We start from the raw sequence: 19055 nt of genomic DNA on the forward strand, positions 1-19055 counted from the left end.
TCATCTGATCGGTTTTTTTAATGTCTAAAATAGAGAATAGAACAATAAGTAATACTTGTTCTCTTTGAGTCAGCAAGTACCTCGCATAAAATGCCATACCTTACCTCAATCAAATAATTAAGCCTTTGGAGCTTTTACAAATAGCAGACAGGTATTCGTCGGTCTGTGCAACAAATGGTTTGCAACACTTCCCAAGAAGATCTCCTTAATACCAGTAGATCCCTTCACTCCTAAGATCATCAAATCTGCTTTCTTTCTTCTTGCGTACTGAATAAGTGAGGCTGATATATTTTTGTCCTCTGCAGGCACAATCTCAATATCAGAATAGTTTGCATACTTCTTATTCCATTTATCTTGTTTCTCCTTTATATCTTCTCTCGTTGCCTTCTCCCATTCTTTTTCAGTCATCGTAGGATAGAATCCCCAATAAAACTTAGAAACGTGTACTGCTGAATGCACAATCTTTTGTCCTTTAGAATTATTCTTGAAGCGATCTGCCCACCCCATAATCAATGATGTATAACGCGAAAAGTCAATAGCATCAATAATAGTAGTTACAGGCGTTTGATATGTCTCTGGCACAAGAAGCGTTGCTGCAGGAATAATGCGCACCAACTTATCTGCTAATCCACCATTCCCTTCTAACTCTTGCTTATTACCCAACACCAACAAATCAAAAGGATGCTTCTTGGTGATATTCATAAAAGCTACTTCCGAATAACTTTCACAGTGAACTTGTACTTCATATTCATAAGTCGCACTTGTACTTCCTATCATGCGTTTCACTTTCTCTGCAATACGAGTTTTAAGTAACTCTATTCTTTCTGGTTGCACAAGTTCTTTTGGCAACTCTCCTAATTTTAAATTGTGTATAAACGTAATTTTCTCAATATTCAAAATATGATCTAAAACACCCATATAGTCAATCAAGTGCTGATCCATTTCTGACAAGTCGATTCCGACCAAAATATGTAAAGCTTTATCTGTCGTCATAATTAGTTATTTTGTTGTTCATCTAATAAGTCAGAGATAATATCCTTATAACTCTTTTCTTGTTTAGATTTTAATTTCTTATCTCTCTTATTCATCTCCTCTTTTAAACCTTTCTGTAAACTATAACACATCACTATCAAAATTACAGCAAAAGGTAATCCCGTAATAATAACAGCAGTTTGTAAGGCATCTAATCCTCCACCCCATAGTAGGACAATCGCTATGAATCCTTGAGCAAAAGACCAGAATACTCTTTGCCATACAGGTGATTTTCCATAGCTACCTGAAGTAATATTATCTACTACTAAAGAACCTGAATCTGAAGATGTAATGAAAAAAGAGAATATTAGAATAATTGCTATAATTGACAAAAACTTAGTCATTGGGAAATTCTCTAAAAACACAAACAAAGCAGTAGAGATATCTTCCTTAACAGCAGTAACCATAGTTAAATCTCCCGACAATATAGTATCTAAAGCACTTCCTCCAAAAACGTTCATCCACAATAGCGTAATCAACCCTGGCACAATTAAGACACCGAGAATAAACTCTTTAATTGTACGCCCTTTTGAGATTCTAGCAATAAAACTACCTACGAATGGAGACCAAGCAATCCACCATGCCCAATAAAATATGGTCCATGAATTCTGCCAACCTGATCCTTGATAAGTGTCATTCCAAGTACTAATGTCAATAAAATTAGCCAAATATGCTCCTGTATTTTGTACATATCCTTTCAGAATAAACAAAGTAGGCCCCAAAATGAAAATCAATAGCATAAAACCTGATGCTATATACATATTGGCGTTACTCAACAATTTAACCCCCTTATCCAATCCAGAGAATACGGATATAGTAGCAATACCAATTACTCCGATGATAATAATAGCTTGGATACCTGGCGTGATTTCCCATCCGTACAAATAGCTAAGACCAGCTGAGATCTGTGTTACACCTAAACCTAAAGAAGTAGACAATCCAAAAACAGTAGCTAAAGCCGATAAGATATCAATAATATGTCCCCACCAACCGTGTATCTTTTCTCCCCAGAAAGGATAAAATAAAGAACGGAAAGTCATTGGAAGTTTTCTATTGAAACCAAAAAAAGCTAATGCAAGACCCACCATTGCATAAATAGCCCAAGCGTGCAATCCCCAGTGAAGCCCCGTAAATTCCATAGCTTGAGTTGCAGCTTCAATATCACCATCAACTGCTCTTGGTGGATTAAAGAAATGGGAAACAGGCTCTGCAATACTAAAGAACATAATTCCAATTCCCATACCTGTACTAAATAGCATAGCAAACCACGAAGGACGACTAAACTCTGGTTCAGCCTCATCTCCTCCAAGGCGAATACTTCCAAACTTACTAAAGGCTAAATACAGCGCGAAAATCAAAATTATATTTACAGTGATTACAAAAAACCATCCGAAATTCTCGGTAACAGCTAATTGAGCCACGTGAAACCATCCACCTACCTTATTTGGAAAAATCAAACAAACCGCTATTAGAGATATAATCAATAAAATAGAGGTTATAAATACAGGTGGATTAATGACTAATTGTTTATTGTCAATTAATTTTTTAAACATGAGTTATACTATTTTTAATTAATAATTATAACCCAGTACTTTAAAATAAAAAGGATCATTTTTCAGTATTCGAAAAATAATAAAAGCAAAATAGATGATATATTTTTACTCAGTCGTTTAATAAGTGGTTATGGTTTAATAGTCTCTTAAAAAACGATCCTAATAAAAAGGGACTTTTCTCTATTGTCGAAAAAAGATAAAAGCAAAATAGTTAGTGTATTCTTACTTAAGTAGTATAATAACAATAATTATACATTCCCAATAAAAAGCACTGAATTGAATCTAAGTGTTAATAAAAAAAGGCGGTTAGCAACAGTTGCAACCGCCTTTTATATATTATATTATCCTAAGAAAGGATATTTATAATCAGTTGCAGGAACAAAAGTTTCCTTAATTGTTCTTGGAGAAACCCAACGTAATAAGTTCAATACTGAACCAGCTTTATCGTTAGTTCCTGAAGCTCTTGCTCCACCAAAAGGTTGTTGACCAACCACAGCTCCAGTTGGTTTATCGTTAATGTAGAAGTTACCAGCAGAGTTTACTAATGCTTCAGTAGCCTCAACGATTGCATAACGGCATTTAGAGAAAATTGCTCCTGTTAATGCGTAAGCAGAAGTTTCGTCTACTAATTTCAATGTTTCTGTCCATTTAGCATCTTCATACACATAGATAGTTAATACAGGTCCGAATAATTCAGTCTGCATTGTATCGTACTTAGGATTTGAAGTCAAAATTACAGTTGGTTCAATGAAATAACCAACCGATTTGTCATATTTACCACCTAAGATTACTTCAGCATCACTTGCCGCTTTTGCTTGGTCTATTGCTTTTGCTAACTTATCAAAAGAGCTTTCAGAGATAACTGAAGAAACATAATTTGTTGGATCTTCTGGTGATCCCATTTTAATAGTAGCTAAATCAGCTGCCATAAAATCTTTTACTTTATCCCATAATGAAGCAGGAATGTAAGCTCTTGATGCAGCAGAACACTTTTGTCCTTGGTATTCAAAAGCACCTCTTGTAAGAGCAACAGCTACTTCTTTTGGACAAGCAGATGGATGCGCTAAAACGTAATCCTTTCCTCCTGTTTCTCCTACGATACGAGGGTATGTTTTATAGTTATTGATATTTTGACCAATTTTATTCCACATACTGTTAAACACACCTGTTGATCCAGTAAAGTGAATACCAGCAAAATCAGGGCTTGCTAACAAAGTATCAGTAATCATAGCTGAGTCTCCATAAACAACATTGATTACACCATCAGGTAAACCAGCTTGTTTGAATACCTCAACAATTACTCTTGCAGAGTAAATTTGAGTAGCAGAAGGTTTCCATACAACTACGTTCCCCATCATTGCAACTGAAGACGGTAAGTTACCCGAAATTGCAGTAAAGTTAAATGGTGTAATTGCATAAACAAATCCCTCTAATGGTCTGTGCTCTAATCTATTCCAAACACCATCTGTTGAAGTTGGTTGTTCAGCATAGATCTGAGTCATATATTCTACATTGAATCTCAAGAAGTCAATAAACTCACATGCAGAGTCAATTTCAGCTTGATGTAATGTTTTCGCTTGAGCGATCATTGTAGCAGCATTAATCTTAGCACGGTAAGGACCTGCTAATAATTCAGCAGCTTTTAAGAAAATCGAAGCTCGGTGCTCCCATGGCATAGCAGCCCATTTCTTCTTTGCTTCTAAAGCTGTAGCAATAGCTTTTTCTACTAATGCTTTATCTGCTTGGTGATAAACACCTAATTTATGTTTGTGATCAAAAGGAGGAAATAAATCTTTTGTATTTCCAGTTCTGATTTCTTCTCCACCAATATATAATGGGATATCAACTTGAGAATTGTATTGCTCTTTAAAAGAGTTCAACGTCAACTCTCTCTCTGTAGTTCCAGGAGCGTATGATTTTACAGGCTCATTTACAGCTTTTGGAACATTATAGATTCCTTTTGGCATATTTGTTATGTTTAAGTAGTTTATTAAAAATTGAATGATTACAAATATAAATAAAAATAAAGGAAGATATTTCGCTTATCTCCTTTAAAAGCAACAGTATTTAGTTCATACTGAATGGTGCTATTAATTGAAAACGCGGAATTAAAACTTTAAATGTAGAATTATCCAATAAGTTATTTACGGTATAATTTCCCTCCATAGTTCCCATAGTAGACTCCAGAACACACCCACTTCGATAGGTATGTGAATCATCAGGATACAATATAGGTTGCTGTCCAACTATCCCTTCTCCTTGCACAAACTCAAATCCGTTAGTAGAGTCAAAAATCTTCCAAAAACGAGAGTCTATCTGTATGATTGCATCAGAGTGATTTTCAATAGTTATTTCATAAGTAAAAGCATAACTAAGCTTCTTTTTTCTATAAAAACTACCTTCATAAGCCGTTTTTATAGATATCTTCACACCTTTGGTTACCTTCGTAATCATAATTATTGCTAATTGATACATCAAAACTAATCATTTTATAGCAGAATCCCCAATTTTTAGAGTTAAAAAGCTTTAAAAGTAAATTATATTAAACATATACGCTTTTTTAATAACAATATCACAATTTTAATCACTGCAAATTATCAGAAAACCATTCGCATTTTGCACATTGTTAGTTTGTAATATCTTGTGCATTGATAAATCCGTAGCCTATTGCACGATCATATAGATCGATACTTCCTCTGTAATACACTATTACTTGGTAAGTATTGGTTGTCAATGCAAAATTACCATCTGCATTCCACTCTGGAGCAACCTTTCGATCAACAGTTGCTGTGTAATTGAAGTTAGTGAACCCTTGCTTAATTAATATCGCCTTCTCATAGACATCTTTCTCCTCATTATACACCAACTTATTACTTGATGTCAACTCGTAATCATTAAACATTCCCGTAACGTAGTAATCGGTATTCTCAGGCATATCTAACTCTGGACTATACGAAAAATAAACCCAGCTATACTCTCCCTCCGTCGAAACCTTCTTATACTGGTTAATCATACGAGGATAAAAGTGACCATTCAAATCGGGAAAATACGTATACACCTTTGCCCTTCTACTCTCATTGATATGCAAATATGTATTATAAATACCATTCGTTACATTTGTCGCTCCAATCATATTGTTCACTTGTCGAATATCGCTGTTGTCGAAATTCAAATACTGATTACCTCCCCAGAACTGTGTTTCCTCATCATATTTGTAAACCAAGTCTGTTCCAATAATATACTGAGGTGCAATATTGTGTAAAAAGCTATCCCATCTGCCATTCTGAAAGATTGCAACTTTAATATTTTTCATGGGGTTCTGATACTCAGCTTCTCCCATAGGGACACTGAACTCCAAGCGCTGTTTCGAATCGTAAAAGTCCAAGTTTCTTGTCCTTTTTACTTGTAAAGACACCTTGGCATTATCCTCATACAAGACAAACTTTCTTCGGATGACAACCTCATTTTGATCGTCGTAAATCTCTAAGGCATAATTACCACTCTTGGTGATCTTATATTGGGAATTAGGCAAAGTCAAACTGTAATGCGTATAATCTTGTAAGGTATTAAACGAGTTTTCATAACTGCGTATACGCTGATTATCCATTCCATCGATATACTCAATCGTCCTCAACTTAGAAGGGGTCCAATCGTAATTATAAGCTTTTACTCTATAATAATAGTTGCTTTCATCTCCGTATAAGTCATCAAATTCTAATGTAAAACTCTCTCCTAATCTAAAATGGGGAAATGTAGATTGATTTCCCCTCATAAACGAAGCCGACTTAATATAATCTACAGTAATATTTTGAGGAACTTGTCCCATGGATACCACCGTAAACAAAGTACACAAGAGAATAGAGATTTTTGAAAGCATGATAATCTATTTAAAACCCTAAGATACTATTTTTTTAAAATAGGACTGATTACTTTTTCGAAATCCAACATACTGTGTAACTTATAATCTACAAAGTCAAATCGCTCATCGTCGTATGGAAGGTTATCTGGAATAGTAATAACAGTCATTCCAGCATTACGACCAGATTGAGATCCCGTAATTGAATCTTCAACAGCAGCGCAATGAATAGGCAAAGAACCTAAATTTGCAGCAGCTTTTAAGTACACATCTGGAGCGGGTTTACCATTAGGTACCTCAAAAGCAGAAACCAATGTTTCAAAGTAACTTCTAATATTAAGTTTATCTACAGCAACATCAATTAACCCCACAGTTGAGTTAGTTGCTAATCCTATCTTGATCCCATTCTGTTTCAAGAATTTCAACGTTTCAACTACGCCTACTTTTGCTTCTCCTTGTTCCTGTATTAACTCCCCCACACGATCAATAACAGCCTTTTCAACCTCCTCAAATGTCTTACCTTCCCATGGGTACATACTATACCATAATTCCGTTACTTCACGAACAGTTTTACCAGTCGTTTGATGTGCAATTTCTTCTTCCCAGACAGCACCAAGTTCAGTAAACACCTCCCTTTCTGCTTGTTGCCAGAATTTCTCAGAGTCAATTAACGTACCATCCATGTCAAATATTACTGTATCTATCATCGTATCTCTTTTTTATTATTCGCAAACGAAGATACTGAAATATCAAAGGAATCGAAAAGACATTGGTCCTAAGCTAACAACTATACATAAGGAGATGATGCAAACTAGTACTATTGAATAAAAAAAGGTTGTAAAATTACCTTTACAATTAGAGGACTTAGACCGTTTTATAACACACTGGAATGATCTCTCCAGCCGCTAAACAATACCTGTCGATTTGCTCAGCAGTTAGCTTATCTGTGTAATATACTTCTTCAACTTGAAAACCTATAGCTCTAAGTTTGTCAAAGTAATCACGCCCATAAACCCTAACGTGATCATACTGTCCAAAAATACGTGTACGCTCTTTTGGGTCTGTAATAGAGTCGTCTTGAAAAGTCACTTCACGTGATAAGTCTTGAGGTATTTGAAAAATCCCCATACCACCAGGTTTTAAAATGCGATATAATTCTTGCATCGCCTTAGTATCATCAGGTATATGTTCTAATACATGATTACAAAGGATGACATCAAAACTATCATCTTCAAAGGGAAGATTACATATATCAGCCTTTACATCGGCCAAAGGAGATTCTAAATCAGTTGTAGTATACGACAGATTAGCCTGTTTCTTAAATCTTTTGTAGAAAGCTTGCTCAGGAGCAAAATGAAGTACAGTTTTTGAAGCAGTAAAAAAATCTGTTTCACTCTTTAAATAAAGCCATAAAAGGCGGTGTCTTTCTAAAGAAAGTGTACTTGGAGAAAGTACGTTATGACGTTGTGTAGCATAACCATAAGGCAAAAACGAACGAAAGCTTTTACCATCTATTGGGTCAGTATAACGACTGCCTTTAAGATATAAAGCCAAAACAGGGCGAACAATATAACTCAGCCGAATTAAAATCGGCCGAGGTACAATGTTCAATATCGTTTTGAATAATTTCTTCATAAAAGAATTAAGGAGAATTAAAGCACTAAAGGTTTAGCTCTAAACTCATCCTCTTCGTTACTCACAATACCCAATGCTTGATAGATATACTGGAAAGTAGATAACAATTCAGGCTTTCCATTAACCATAGCTACATCGTGTTCAAAATGCGCAGAAGGCTTTCCATCACGAGTAACGATAGTCCAGCCATCGTTTAATTGCTTGATGTTGCGAGTACCTAAATTAATCATAGGTTCAATTGCAACTACTTGTCCTTCGATAAATTTCTTCCCTCTACCAGGCTTACCGTAGTTTGGCATTTCAGGATCTTCGTGCATTTTTCTACCCAGTCCGTGACCTACTAACTCGCGAACAACAGTATATCCTTCAGCCTCGCAATATCTTTGAATAGCACTACCTACATCTTCCACGCGATTTCCAATTCGGAACTCACGAATACCCACGTATAGAGATTCTTTTGTGATTTGTAATAACTTCTTTACTTCTGGTGCAACTTCACCAACTTCAAATGTATATGCATGATCTCCATAAAAACCATTCATAACAGTACCACAGTCAATAGAAACGATATCCCCTTCTACAATAGGTTTATCGGTAGGTAATCCGTGTACGATTTGTTCATTTACACTTGTCAAAATAGAAGATGGACAACCATAAAGTCCTTTAAATCCAGGCACAGCACCGTGATCTCTAATAAATTCTTCCGCTTTTCTATCTAATTCTAAAGTCGTTACTCCTGGCTTTAGTTCCGTTGCGAGCATCCCTAATGTTTTTGAAACTAATAGGGCACTTTGTCTCATCAACTCAATTTCTTCTGGAGTTTTTGGAATAATCATACCTTGTATTTTTTTAGTGTTACAAAATTACGTTTTTAGATTCAATGAAAAAAATGAATAGATATAGTTTTTGCTTTGGCTATCAAAAGCAAAAGCGTAATTTAGTCCAGCTAATCTATTAACCGCTACAACAGTATTAACATTATTAAAACACTACAATGAAACACCTGACAGCAGTAGAAGCAGCCAAATTGATAAAATCAAATGACCGAATATACTTACACTCGGTAGCCTCTACTCCCAATCACTTAATAGATGCAATTGTTGCGAGAGCTGACGAGTTAAAAAACGTTGAATTTTCTCATATACACACGCTGGGATCAGCACCATATGCTGACCCCAAATACAAAGAGAGCTTTAAGGTAAATTCCTTTTTCATTGGTGGAAATGTAAGACATACAATCAAAGCAGGCAATGGCAGTTATACACCAGTGTTTTTGAGTGAACTACCAAAGCTATTTAGAAGTGGATTAGTTCCTTTAGATGTCGTACTCCTTCAAGTATCAACGCCTGATGCTAATGGTTTTTGTTCATTAGGACCATCAGTTGTAGCTGAACCTGCAGCAATAGAAACAGCTAAGTTAGTTATTGCACAAGTAAACAACTACTTACCGCGTACTTTTGGTGATGCTACTTTACACCTATCTCAAATTGACGTTTTAGTACATCATGACACCCCTATTCTTACAGAGTATAGTTCAACTATTAGTGACGCTGAAGATAAGATAGGCAGTTTTATCGCTGAAATGATTGACGACGGCAGTACATTACAAATGGGAATTGGCTCAATTCCCGAAGCAGTTTTACTTAAACTTAGAAATCACAAACACTTAGGACTACATACCGAAATGTTTGCTGATGGAGTGATTGACCTCATTGAGGCAGGAGCACTTGATTGTTCTAAACAAGTAACAACGAATCGAAAAGCGACTTCTACTTTCTGTGTTGGTACAGAACGCTTATATAAGTATATTGACAATAATCCTTTCTTTGAATTAAGAGAATCTTGCTATACCAATGATCCTTTTGTCATTAGACAAAACCCTAAAGTAGTTGCCATTAATTCTGCTGTAGAAATTGACCTTACTGGTCAAATAGTTGCTGACTCTATTGGACACCGATTATACTCAGGTGTGGGCGGTCAAGTAGACTTTATGCGTGGAGCCACAATGAGCGAGGGAGGTAAAGCTATTATCGCTCTATCCGCTACAACTAAGAAAGGTGAAAATAAAATTGTTCCCACTCTTAAACCTGGCGCTGGTGTAGTCACGTCAAGAGCACACGCACAATTTATTGTAACAGAATATGGAGTTGCAGATCTCCGAGGAAAGACTATTGACCAAAGGGTACATGCTTTAGCCAATATTGCTCATCCTGACTTTAGAGATGATATTATTAAAGAATATTACAGTTTAACAAGATAATTTAAAAAGAGTAACTTAGAAAGTTACTCTTTTTTATTTCTTCTCGGATGACTACCTCCTTCTTAACCTATATTAAGTTGGTATGAGGGAACATATCTTAACTTTGTAAGTGAATTTAAAAGGGTAAAATTATGAACAACAAACTTATATTTAGAGCTGACAGTAGAGGATATGCTAACCACGGTTGGCTAAAATCATATCATACTTTTAGCTTCGCAAATTACCAAAACAACGAGAGAATACACTTTGGTGTTCTTCGAGTTTTAAATGACGATTATGTAGCTCCTGGAATGGGATTTGGAACACATCCACATGAGAATATGGAAATCATTTCTATTCCGCTAAATGGCAGTCTATCACATAAAGACAGCATGGGAAACGGCACTATTATAAACACAGGAGAAATTCAAGTGATGAGTGCAGGAACAGGTATTAATCACAGTGAGTTTAATCCAGATGAAACTAACGCCTCACAATTCCTACAAATCTGGCTATTTCCAAATAAACTAAATGTAAAACCACGTTACGATCAACTTAAGCTAAACAAAGAGGATCGAGCAAATCAATGGGATCAAATACTATCGCCTAACCCAGACGACAAAGGGGTTTGGATTCACCAGAATGCTTGGTTTCATCTCACTGATTTAGATCAAGACAGAGAACTACGTTACGAATTAAAAGACAAATCAAATGGCATATTCCTATTTGTATTAGAAGGCGAAATAAGCATAGAAGAAGATGTTCTACACAGACGAGATGCGATTGGTTTTGACGAAAAGGAATCTTTCTCTATCAAAGCAAGTAAAAATAGTCAAGTCTTATTAATGGAAGTACCTATGGAACTTCCTGCGTACTTACAATAAATAAACACTTTCAATCTAAATATTAAAGTGAATAGACAGGCGTCTGTTCACTTTTTTTATGAGTGAAAATCAATTGATATTTCACAACAGGAGTAACACTTAACTTACTAACCCAAAAAACGGAGTTTGAACCCAGATTCATTAGTCAAATACTACAAAGCAATTCTAATTCATATCTCTTGTATTAGTTCTAAAACCTTACTATGGTAGGCTCTACTCACTAATTCAAAGTTATTTTGTACAATTACTTTTCGTTTGCCTAATCTGGGTTCAACAAAGAGTAACACCGATAATCTCTGATACTCGTTCACGGAATATCATTACAGTTAAAATAAAAAAAGCTCGCCTTTACAAGCGAGCTTTTATATATCACAAAAACGATTAAGAATTAGCCATTCTTAAGGTTTCTAACTTCTTCTTCTGTAAGGAATCTCCATTTACCTCTTGGCAAATTCCACTTTGTCAAAGGACCATACATCACGCGATCAAGTTTAATCACATTGTAATCTAAACTTTCGAAAATTGCGCGAACCAACTTTACGTTAGATGCTTTCAATTTAATTCCAATCTCAGTTTTAGGCTGGTCTGCTACATAAGCAACCTCCTCAACGAATACACGTCTTTCGTCAATGTAAACACCTTTTTGTATCTTTTCTAAGTCTTCGTACTTCAAGTTCTTATCAATAGTTACTTGATACATTTTAGAAGAACGCTGCTCAGGAGAATTAAGCTTCTGAATAAGAGCTGTATCGTTTGTAAACAACATTAATCCAAGTGTTGACTTATCCATACGTCCTACAGGTACAATTGGATAATTTGCAGCTCCTTTTACTAATGACAATACATTCTCAGGGCTTACAACTTCCTCGTTAATTGTAGAGAATCCCTTAGGCTTATTCAACAACACATATACTCTTTTTTCAGGGGTAATAACAGTACCGTCAAAGTTAACAACATCATTAGGCTTCACTTTATAACCTAATTCCGTAACCACTTCACCATTTACCTTTACATTTCCCGAAACGATATAGATATCAGCTTCACGTCTTGAACAAACACCTGAATTACCGATATACTTATTTAAACGAATCTCATCAGACTCTTTTACTTGTTTTATAACTTTAGGTTTTTTGTCAAATGGCTTATTCGATTTCCCATACAACTTCTTTCCATCACTGCTACCACCTTGCTTGAAGGTCTTCTTCTTATCGGTATTACCACCACCACTACGAGTAGATTTATTATTATTTCTCGAATTTGACTTACCGTTATTCATATTAAATTATTTTTGCAAAGATAGTTAAACTAATTCTCTATTAAAGAATGTTTCTAAAAATAGGGTGCAAACTTACAAAGTTTCTTCTAATAGTATCTTACCACTAACTAAAACATCAGGTTTAATTAACATGATTGAAAATACACCTAACAAGATTAACAATTTCAAACTAATGTGAAGTTTGTGATATTCGGATACTGAATTGGCCTTCCAAAGCATGATCAAAAACACGATTAATACCGTACAGCTTAAATAGAAATAGTAGTTCATATATCCTATATCCAAATAGCTAACCAAAACGTAAATCGGAATAAAAGCGATTAAAACTAACACACTAACCACCTGCTTAGCCACACTTTCACCAAATCGAACAGGTATCGTTTGGTAATCGTTTGCAAAATCACCTTTAATATTTTCCATATCTTTTAGCAACTCTCGTATTAAAATAAGAATATACAAAAAGAACGCATGAATAAATATTCCAATATAATAAGATTGAAAGTACATTAATATACCAAAAAAAGGCAACATAGCTAATAAAGAAGCAGTCAAATTACCTACTAAGGGGTACTTCTTCAACTTATGAGAATAAAACCACAGTAAGAAAATATATACCGCAAAGAAAATAGAAGCGTGAATAGAAACGGGTATCAGCAATAAAACAGAAATAAAGTTAAGAGCAAAATAAACTCTTAATTTAGTAGCTTGACTAACAAGGCGATCTAACATAGATTTTATTGGCCTGTTAATCAAATCTTTCTCTGCATCGTAAAAATTATTGATAATATACCCACCGGCAATTGCCAACGAAGACGCGAAAATAATCAGAAAGAGTCTCCAATCTAAAATAACATCTAATGCTCTTTTTTCAGGAGCAAAAATAAAGATTGATGCAAGATATTGCGCAATAACAATAATCAAAATGTTATAACCTCTCACAACAGAGAACAAGCTGAATATTTTAGCTAAGAGTATTTTATTTTTCCTAGATAACATTAAGTGAATTGCCTGTTTATTTCGCGATTGCGAAAGGTTAGAACTTTTATTTTATTTCTTTAGAATTGATAAACTACTTCCAATTCATATTCTTTCAATGATTCTTTTGCTTTTTCGATATCAGGAGTAAATCCAAGGATATATCCCCCTCCACCTGATCCACAAAGTTTTAAATAATAATCATTTGTTTCAATTCCCTTTTGCCATACTTGATGAAACTTCTCAGGAATCATAGGTTTAAAATGATTAAAGACAACAGCAGAAAGTTGTTTGGTATTTGAAAAAAGGTTTTTAAAATCACCTTTTAAGAAACTCTCAACACATTCGTCCGTATGTTTAATGAACTGCTCTTTTAATACGTTTCTAAAACCTTGATCTTTTAGCTTTTCCATAAAGATAGTAATCATCGGAGCTGTCTCGCCTACAATACCGCTATCTATTAAAAACACAGCCCCCTTACCATCAACACTTTGAGAAGGGATACCAGTAGGCTCAATATTGTCTTTTGAATTAATCAAGATTGGTAAACTCAGATAACTATTCAAAGGATCTAAACCAGAACTTGTTCCATGAAAAAAAGCTTCCATCTTACCGAATATTCCTTTAAGGATCAACAACTTGTCCTTAGTCAAATTTTCAAGAACTGTAATCTTATCCTTTGCGTACTGATCGTAAATTGCCGCAACCAAAGCCCCACTACTTCCTACTCCATATCCTTGAGGAATACTGGAATCGAAATACAAACCTCTATTAATATCTACTAAAAGAGCATCAATGTCAAACTGTACTAATGTCGGTTCAGCTTCTTGTAAATCCTTTAAATACAAAGCGAAGTTCTTTAAACTTGCATTTGACTTTAAAGCAAATCCTTCCAGATTATCTTCAACCTTCAAAGCTCCATTATAAAAATTATAAGGAATAGACAATCCCTTTGAATCTTTTATAATTCCATATTCACCGAACAGAAGAATTTTTGAATAAAATAAAGGTCCTTTCATAGTTACTTTACGATTTTTTTTTCAATGCAAAAATAAGCAATATTATACACTTAGTTATTTTTTCAATTGGATTTTTATAAATATCTATTCTTAAAGCCATAAACACAATGTCTACAGCCGTTTTGACAGCAATACCCTTTCATTAAATGATACAGTTCTGTAAATACAAAATACCCGTTTTCGATATAATAATGTACTCCTTCAATCATCTCACTTCGCCTTTTGGGAAAATCTTTTCCTTTTGCTTGAGCAACTAAATCATTGATATTTTCAAGACAGGTATTACACAAACACTTGTGATAGGTCTGTTTCAAAAAAAGACGTGTATCATTGCTCACCTCAACCTTACTGCAATCACAATCAGCAATCTGATCAACTTTACATTCTATCTCCTGTTTACAATGTGTACACACTTTATTTACAATCATACTTACCTCATTGTTGCAAAGTTATGAAACTGAACACCTCCAGTACCATAAACGGTTATACTATATGTTGAACGTTGTCCTGTAGGACGTTCCATTTCAACATTGATTACATTTTCTCCTTTTTTTAGAGGAATACGCGTATAATTTACTTTTGCTGGCAAAGTTTGCCAGTTTCTGGTATCTGCTTTCTCTGAAAACATATTAAACAACTGTACTCCGAATCCAATACCTTCCAGAACTGCATTTGCCTCTCCGTCTTTTCCATTGGATTTTGCTGCTGCTTTCAATGCGTATTCAGCTGCTTTTTTAACTGCCATACGCGTTAAAATATCACCTAATTCTTTTCCTGCTCTTTCTTTTAAAGTCATTACAGCTAAAGCATCAATATCTTCAACCAATTCAAAAGAATAGTTGTAGTCATTCGATTTCGCTAAGGCCTTAAAATAAGGTGGCTGTTGCACAATATACTTTGGATAGGCAATATTCAAACTGTGAACATCATTCAATGTAGTCCCTCCAGAAATATTTAAACTAACAGGAATCATAATTCCAAGAGCATTTGTAAAAAACAGTCCTCCCTTTTCACCTTTTACAAGAGTGAAAACGATATTCTCTTCCGTTTTTATAGGAGCCATACCATTTTCCCAAAAAATAACTAAATCTCCTCCTTCACTTTCCTCTTTAGGATTATACTTTAAGTTGAATTCCTTTTGATAAGCATTTAATTCGCCAGTAAACCCAAGATTATAAGCCATGCGCAATAAATCCATCTTTAAAGCTCTTGGCGTACTCACACCGTAATAAGAACCTTGAGCAGATTTAAAAACTTCCACTGCATTGCGATAAGCAATAAATGCATCATTGTAATTTTTTGCATGTTCGTAAATCAACCCCTGAAGAATTAGCGAAAAAGCATCTTTCGAATAGCGAGTAGTCTTGTCTTTATACTTATCTCCTTGAGCGTAATTTTGCAGAGAAATTCTTCTTGCTTCAACGACAGCTTCTTGAGTTTCTCCTAAAAACAAATAATTCAATGCCTTGTAATAATGCAACATAAAAATCTCAAACTCCTCACTTTTATAACTTTGAGACATTGAATTTAAGAATAAGCCGACAGCAACATCTCCGACACTTTTAACCGCATCCTCAACCAATAAATCCGCTTCGTTCAGATAATTATTACTCTTAGCATACTCTCCTTGAAGGTGGGCTAACCTACCTTTCTCCATAAGATATAAAAGCTTGTTTCGATCTTTCTTTACTAAGGCATTCTTATCTAATGACTTTTCAGCCTCAACGTAATCACCTGCACCTACCTTCTTATAGTAATCAGTTATTCTATCGTGATATGATGCACATCCAAACACGAAGAACATCAGCGCAAAAAGCACTGATGTTCTTTGTAATATACTTATGGTTCTATTTAAAACCATGAATGTCTATTTATTAACGTTTTACATATTTAGCGATTTTCTTATCTCCTACCCAAACCACTTCATTTGTTTGAATATTAGTTAACTCTAAATTAACTTGATAATAAACCACTTTTTGTTTTTTGTGAGAATCAACTATTGAGTTAATTGAACCTTGCAACATAAAGTCTGCACCTTGTTCAAGTCCAAATTTTTTCATTGAAGATACTGATGCATTTGTTTGTTGATCAGCTCTCTCTCCTCTAAGTTCCTCGCGTTTTTTACCACCTTGTACTAAACGTACTCTTTGTGACTGAATAAACGCTTGCTCTACATCCTTTACAAAAGTTTCAGCTTCAATATGCTCGTGACTTTTATTGTAAACCATACCAACAATCACTACAGGTCTTTTCCCTTCGTTCTCATCTTGATAATTATAAATCCAAGGCCCTTCTAATACTTGTTTTGTCATTTGTTGCGCAACTTCTCTCGAATCAGAGTTATTCCATCTTCCACTAATATCAATAGTTTCATCAGTACTTACTCTTGTTACTTGACGTCCACAAGACGAGATAAACAATCCTGACACTGCTAAGATTGCTGCTAATGCAATACGTTTCATCTGCATAATTTTCTTATTTTATTTTTCGTTTAGCTATTTATTTTAAATTGAGAAGAACCAGTTACCTGTTTTAAAACCAATACTTGGTCTTAACCAGTTCCAATTCCATCCGCTATTGTATCCATTATAGTACCCACCATAACTATTACCATAGTAATCAGAGTAATAGTGATTTCTACCATACTTAGCTCGTGCCATTCGCTCCTCGTGTTTCCACAATTTACGTTGCGCTTTTCGCTCTTGCTTAGCCTCATACCAATCGTATGCCTTATATGTATCCTGAACCGTAGTACTCAAAGTTGTAGTCAATGAGTCTTTAATTGCAACATATTTATACATACTATTTCTATAGTTTGGGTTCTGATCTTCAACTAATTCTTGACCATAAGATACTTGTCCAATCAAGACAGTACCTAACACTATTCCGAATATTTTCACCAAATTTTTCATAACCAAAATTTTTTAGTTTATAATATAGGCAATAAATATACCATTACATAAAGATACAAAATTATTTTATTTGTTCTGCGCCAAAACCAATTTCATCTACAATAAATTGCTGGTTTTGACATAAAAGAGCCAATTCTTGTCTAATAAAAGTCATCACAAAATCTTTATCTTCTTTTGGAAACAAAACGTGGACATTTGCCCCAGCATCTAAAGTAAAGCACACAGGTATTGCCGTTTTTTCTCTGAAAGCCCATATTTTCTCAATGATCTGAAGTGTGTTTGGCTTCATTAAAATAAAATAAGGCATAGAGGTCATCATCATCGCATGAAGTGTTAAAGCTTCACTTTCTACTAACGACACAAAGCCATTAATATTACCCTCTATCAAAATCTTTTTCAACTCACTCAAATTAACATGAGCTTGTTCAAATCGCTTTTCTGCATAAGGATGATTATTCATCAAATTGTGACCAACTGTACTCGATACCTTTTTCTCTCCTTTGTCAACTAATAAAATTACATCGCAAAAGGATTTGAACTTAGGATGTACTTCATAGGGAAAATCTACCCCATACAAGTTAGAACTACCTGACACTTCTGCTTGTTCACCCCATACAACGATACTTCCTGAAATACTTCTACAAGCACTTCCTGAACCCAATCGCGCCAAAAAAGACGCCTTTTGATCAAAATATGCAGTTGTCATAGTGGGATTCAACGCTTTCTCTAATGACATCACGTTCACAGCCAATGCAGCCATACCTGATGCAGATGACGCTATCCCCGAACTGTGCGGAAAGGTATTTTTCGTATCAATTGCGAAATGGTAATCCTCTATATAAGGGCAATACTTCACTATACGCTCAAAGAACTTCTGCACTTTGGGCTTAAAGTCCTCTTTGGGCTTACCTTCAAATAGCAAATCAAAGCTTATCCCCTTCTCAGATTTCACTCTATAGTCAAGAGATGTAATCGTCTTACACTCAGATAGCGTAAAGCTCAAAGAAGGATTGGCAGGTATCTGATCTCCTATCTTTCCCCAGTATTTGACCAATGCGATATTACTCGGTGCACTCCATGTAAAAGTCCCCTGTAGTGCAGTCGACTTATCTACTTCTTGATTAAAAATAAAATCTTCTATATTCATTTCTTCTTAATTTCTATCTTGACAAAAATACTATCTTTTCTTGATTGTCCCCCTATTCCAAACAAAGTAATCGCTTTTGTGAAACTGTATTTGCTCATAATCGCTATTAACTGCCAATTTTATTCTCCTAACACATCCCTATTTTCTTCGTAAAACCCATCTAATATTGAAATTACACCTGTAAAGCTCAACATCACATCTCTATTAGAGAGCAACTCTTACCTAAAATACTATCTTAAATAAAACTTCGACTCAGTTCATTCTTTGACAAGAAACACTAATAAACTTTCTTTAGCTGGAAACTATACTTCTAACAAAAGTAAAAAGAGAGCGAAAACAAAAATTCGCTTCTTTCTATTCGTATCTCCGATGTATCGTTCATGTATCAACAAGCCATTGCTCTCTATGGCATTCTCATGGGCGTGCTAAAGGAGTATTGAAACAAATAGATACAAGTGTAACTAATACCAGAGTTTTAATCACCAAAAAAAGAATCAAACCTGGTGTAAGAAACACACAAAACAAGG

Annotated in this window: 18 protein-coding genes; 2 read left to right on the forward strand and 16 right to left on the reverse strand. The window is 34.8% G+C overall.

All coding sequences use genetic code 11. The features are described 5' to 3' along the window. Positions 1 to 117: 117 nt before the first annotated feature. The 8 genes from GJV76_RS02065 to map all read right to left on the reverse strand — a co-directional run bounded on the left by GJV76_RS02065 (position 118) and on the right by map (position 8912). Positions 118 to 993: a universal stress protein gene (locus tag GJV76_RS02065; RefSeq protein WP_155090985.1), complete on the reverse strand. Its 876-nt coding sequence runs from the start codon at positions 991 to 993 to the stop codon at positions 118 to 120. Between the two features lie 2 nt (positions 994 to 995). After that, positions 996 to 2585, reverse strand: coding sequence for a BCCT family transporter (locus GJV76_RS02070; protein WP_155090986.1), 1590 nt, complete (start codon positions 2583 to 2585; stop codon positions 996 to 998). 341 nt (positions 2586 to 2926) lie between these two features. After that, a complete protein-coding gene (gene pruA, locus GJV76_RS02075; protein WP_155090987.1) occupies positions 2927 to 4552 on the reverse strand; it encodes an L-glutamate gamma-semialdehyde dehydrogenase in 1626 nt (541 codons plus the stop codon). Between the two features lie 100 nt (positions 4553 to 4652). Further along, positions 4653 to 5039 carry a Co2+/Mg2+ efflux protein ApaG gene (gene apaG / locus GJV76_RS02080; protein WP_155090988.1) on the reverse strand — a complete coding sequence of 129 codons (387 nt, stop codon included), beginning with the start codon at positions 5037 to 5039 and terminating at the stop codon, positions 4653 to 4655. A 172-nt stretch (positions 5040 to 5211) separates the two neighbouring features. Next, the gene (locus tag GJV76_RS02085) at positions 5212 to 6462 is read right to left on the reverse strand and encodes a type IX secretion system plug protein (protein ID WP_155090989.1); all 1251 of its coding nucleotides are present in this window, start codon (positions 6460 to 6462) and stop codon (positions 5212 to 5214) included. A gap of 26 nt (positions 6463 to 6488) precedes the next feature. After that, on the reverse strand, positions 6489 to 7148 hold the full coding sequence (gene hxpB / locus GJV76_RS02090; RefSeq protein WP_155090990.1) for a hexitol phosphatase HxpB: 660 nt from the start codon (positions 7146 to 7148) through the stop codon (positions 6489 to 6491). A 157-nt stretch (positions 7149 to 7305) separates the two neighbouring features. Further along, entirely contained in the window at positions 7306 to 8076 is a 771-nt protein-coding gene (locus GJV76_RS02095) for a class I SAM-dependent methyltransferase (protein WP_155090991.1), read from the reverse strand. 17 nt (positions 8077 to 8093) lie between these two features. After that, positions 8094 to 8912 (reverse strand): type I methionyl aminopeptidase, encoded by an 819-nt coding sequence (gene map / locus GJV76_RS02100; protein WP_155090992.1) that lies wholly within the window; start codon positions 8910 to 8912, stop codon positions 8094 to 8096. Positions 8913 to 9070: 158 nt separating this feature from the next. Here map and GJV76_RS02105 point away from each other — a divergent pair, with 158 nt between their 5' ends. Together GJV76_RS02105 and GJV76_RS02110 are read left to right on the forward strand one after the other, a co-directional pair. Continuing rightward, positions 9071 to 10336, forward strand: a complete 1266-nt coding sequence (locus GJV76_RS02105; protein ID WP_155090993.1) for an acetyl-CoA hydrolase/transferase family protein — start codon at positions 9071 to 9073, stop codon at positions 10334 to 10336. Between the two features lie 131 nt (positions 10337 to 10467). Continuing rightward, a complete protein-coding gene (locus GJV76_RS02110; RefSeq protein ID WP_155090994.1) occupies positions 10468 to 11199 on the forward strand; it encodes a pirin family protein in 732 nt (243 codons plus the stop codon). A 388-nt stretch (positions 11200 to 11587) separates the two neighbouring features. Here the strand turns inward: GJV76_RS02110 and GJV76_RS02115 are convergent, their stop codons facing one another. From GJV76_RS02115 to GJV76_RS02150, 8 genes are all read right to left on the reverse strand, one after another. Beyond that, positions 11588 to 12475: a pseudouridine synthase gene (locus GJV76_RS02115; protein ID WP_155090995.1), complete on the reverse strand. Its 888-nt coding sequence runs from the start codon at positions 12473 to 12475 to the stop codon at positions 11588 to 11590. Positions 12476 to 12547: 72 nt separating this feature from the next. Further along, positions 12548 to 13471: a geranylgeranylglycerol-phosphate geranylgeranyltransferase gene (locus tag GJV76_RS02120; RefSeq protein WP_155090996.1), complete on the reverse strand. Its 924-nt coding sequence runs from the start codon at positions 13469 to 13471 to the stop codon at positions 12548 to 12550. A 59-nt stretch (positions 13472 to 13530) separates the two neighbouring features. After that, complete coding sequence (locus GJV76_RS02125) at positions 13531 to 14469, reverse strand: mevalonate kinase family protein (protein ID WP_155090997.1); 939 nt, start codon at positions 14467 to 14469, stop codon at positions 13531 to 13533. Between the two features lie 74 nt (positions 14470 to 14543). After that, on the reverse strand, positions 14544 to 14897 hold the full coding sequence (locus GJV76_RS02130) for a cysteine-rich CWC family protein (RefSeq protein ID WP_155090998.1): 354 nt from the start codon (positions 14895 to 14897) through the stop codon (positions 14544 to 14546). Positions 14898 to 14899: 2 nt separating this feature from the next. Next, the gene (locus tag GJV76_RS02135; RefSeq protein ID WP_155090999.1) at positions 14900 to 16330 is read right to left on the reverse strand and encodes a COG3014 family protein; all 1431 of its coding nucleotides are present in this window, start codon (positions 16328 to 16330) and stop codon (positions 14900 to 14902) included. A gap of 13 nt (positions 16331 to 16343) precedes the next feature. Continuing rightward, positions 16344 to 16937 (reverse strand): penicillin-binding protein activator LpoB, encoded by a 594-nt coding sequence (locus GJV76_RS02140; RefSeq protein ID WP_155091000.1) that lies wholly within the window; start codon positions 16935 to 16937, stop codon positions 16344 to 16346. A 36-nt stretch (positions 16938 to 16973) separates the two neighbouring features. After that, on the reverse strand, positions 16974 to 17381 hold the full coding sequence (locus GJV76_RS02145) for a hypothetical protein (RefSeq protein WP_155091001.1): 408 nt from the start codon (positions 17379 to 17381) through the stop codon (positions 16974 to 16976). A gap of 61 nt (positions 17382 to 17442) precedes the next feature. Then, on the reverse strand, positions 17443 to 18528 hold the full coding sequence (locus tag GJV76_RS02150; protein WP_155091002.1) for a diphosphomevalonate/mevalonate 3,5-bisphosphate decarboxylase family protein: 1086 nt from the start codon (positions 18526 to 18528) through the stop codon (positions 17443 to 17445). Between the last annotated feature and the right edge of the window lie 527 nt (positions 18529 to 19055).

This window comes from Myroides albus, assembly GCF_009711045.1.
GTDB classification, from domain to species: Bacteria; Bacteroidota; Bacteroidia; order Flavobacteriales; family Flavobacteriaceae; genus Flavobacterium; species Flavobacterium album_A.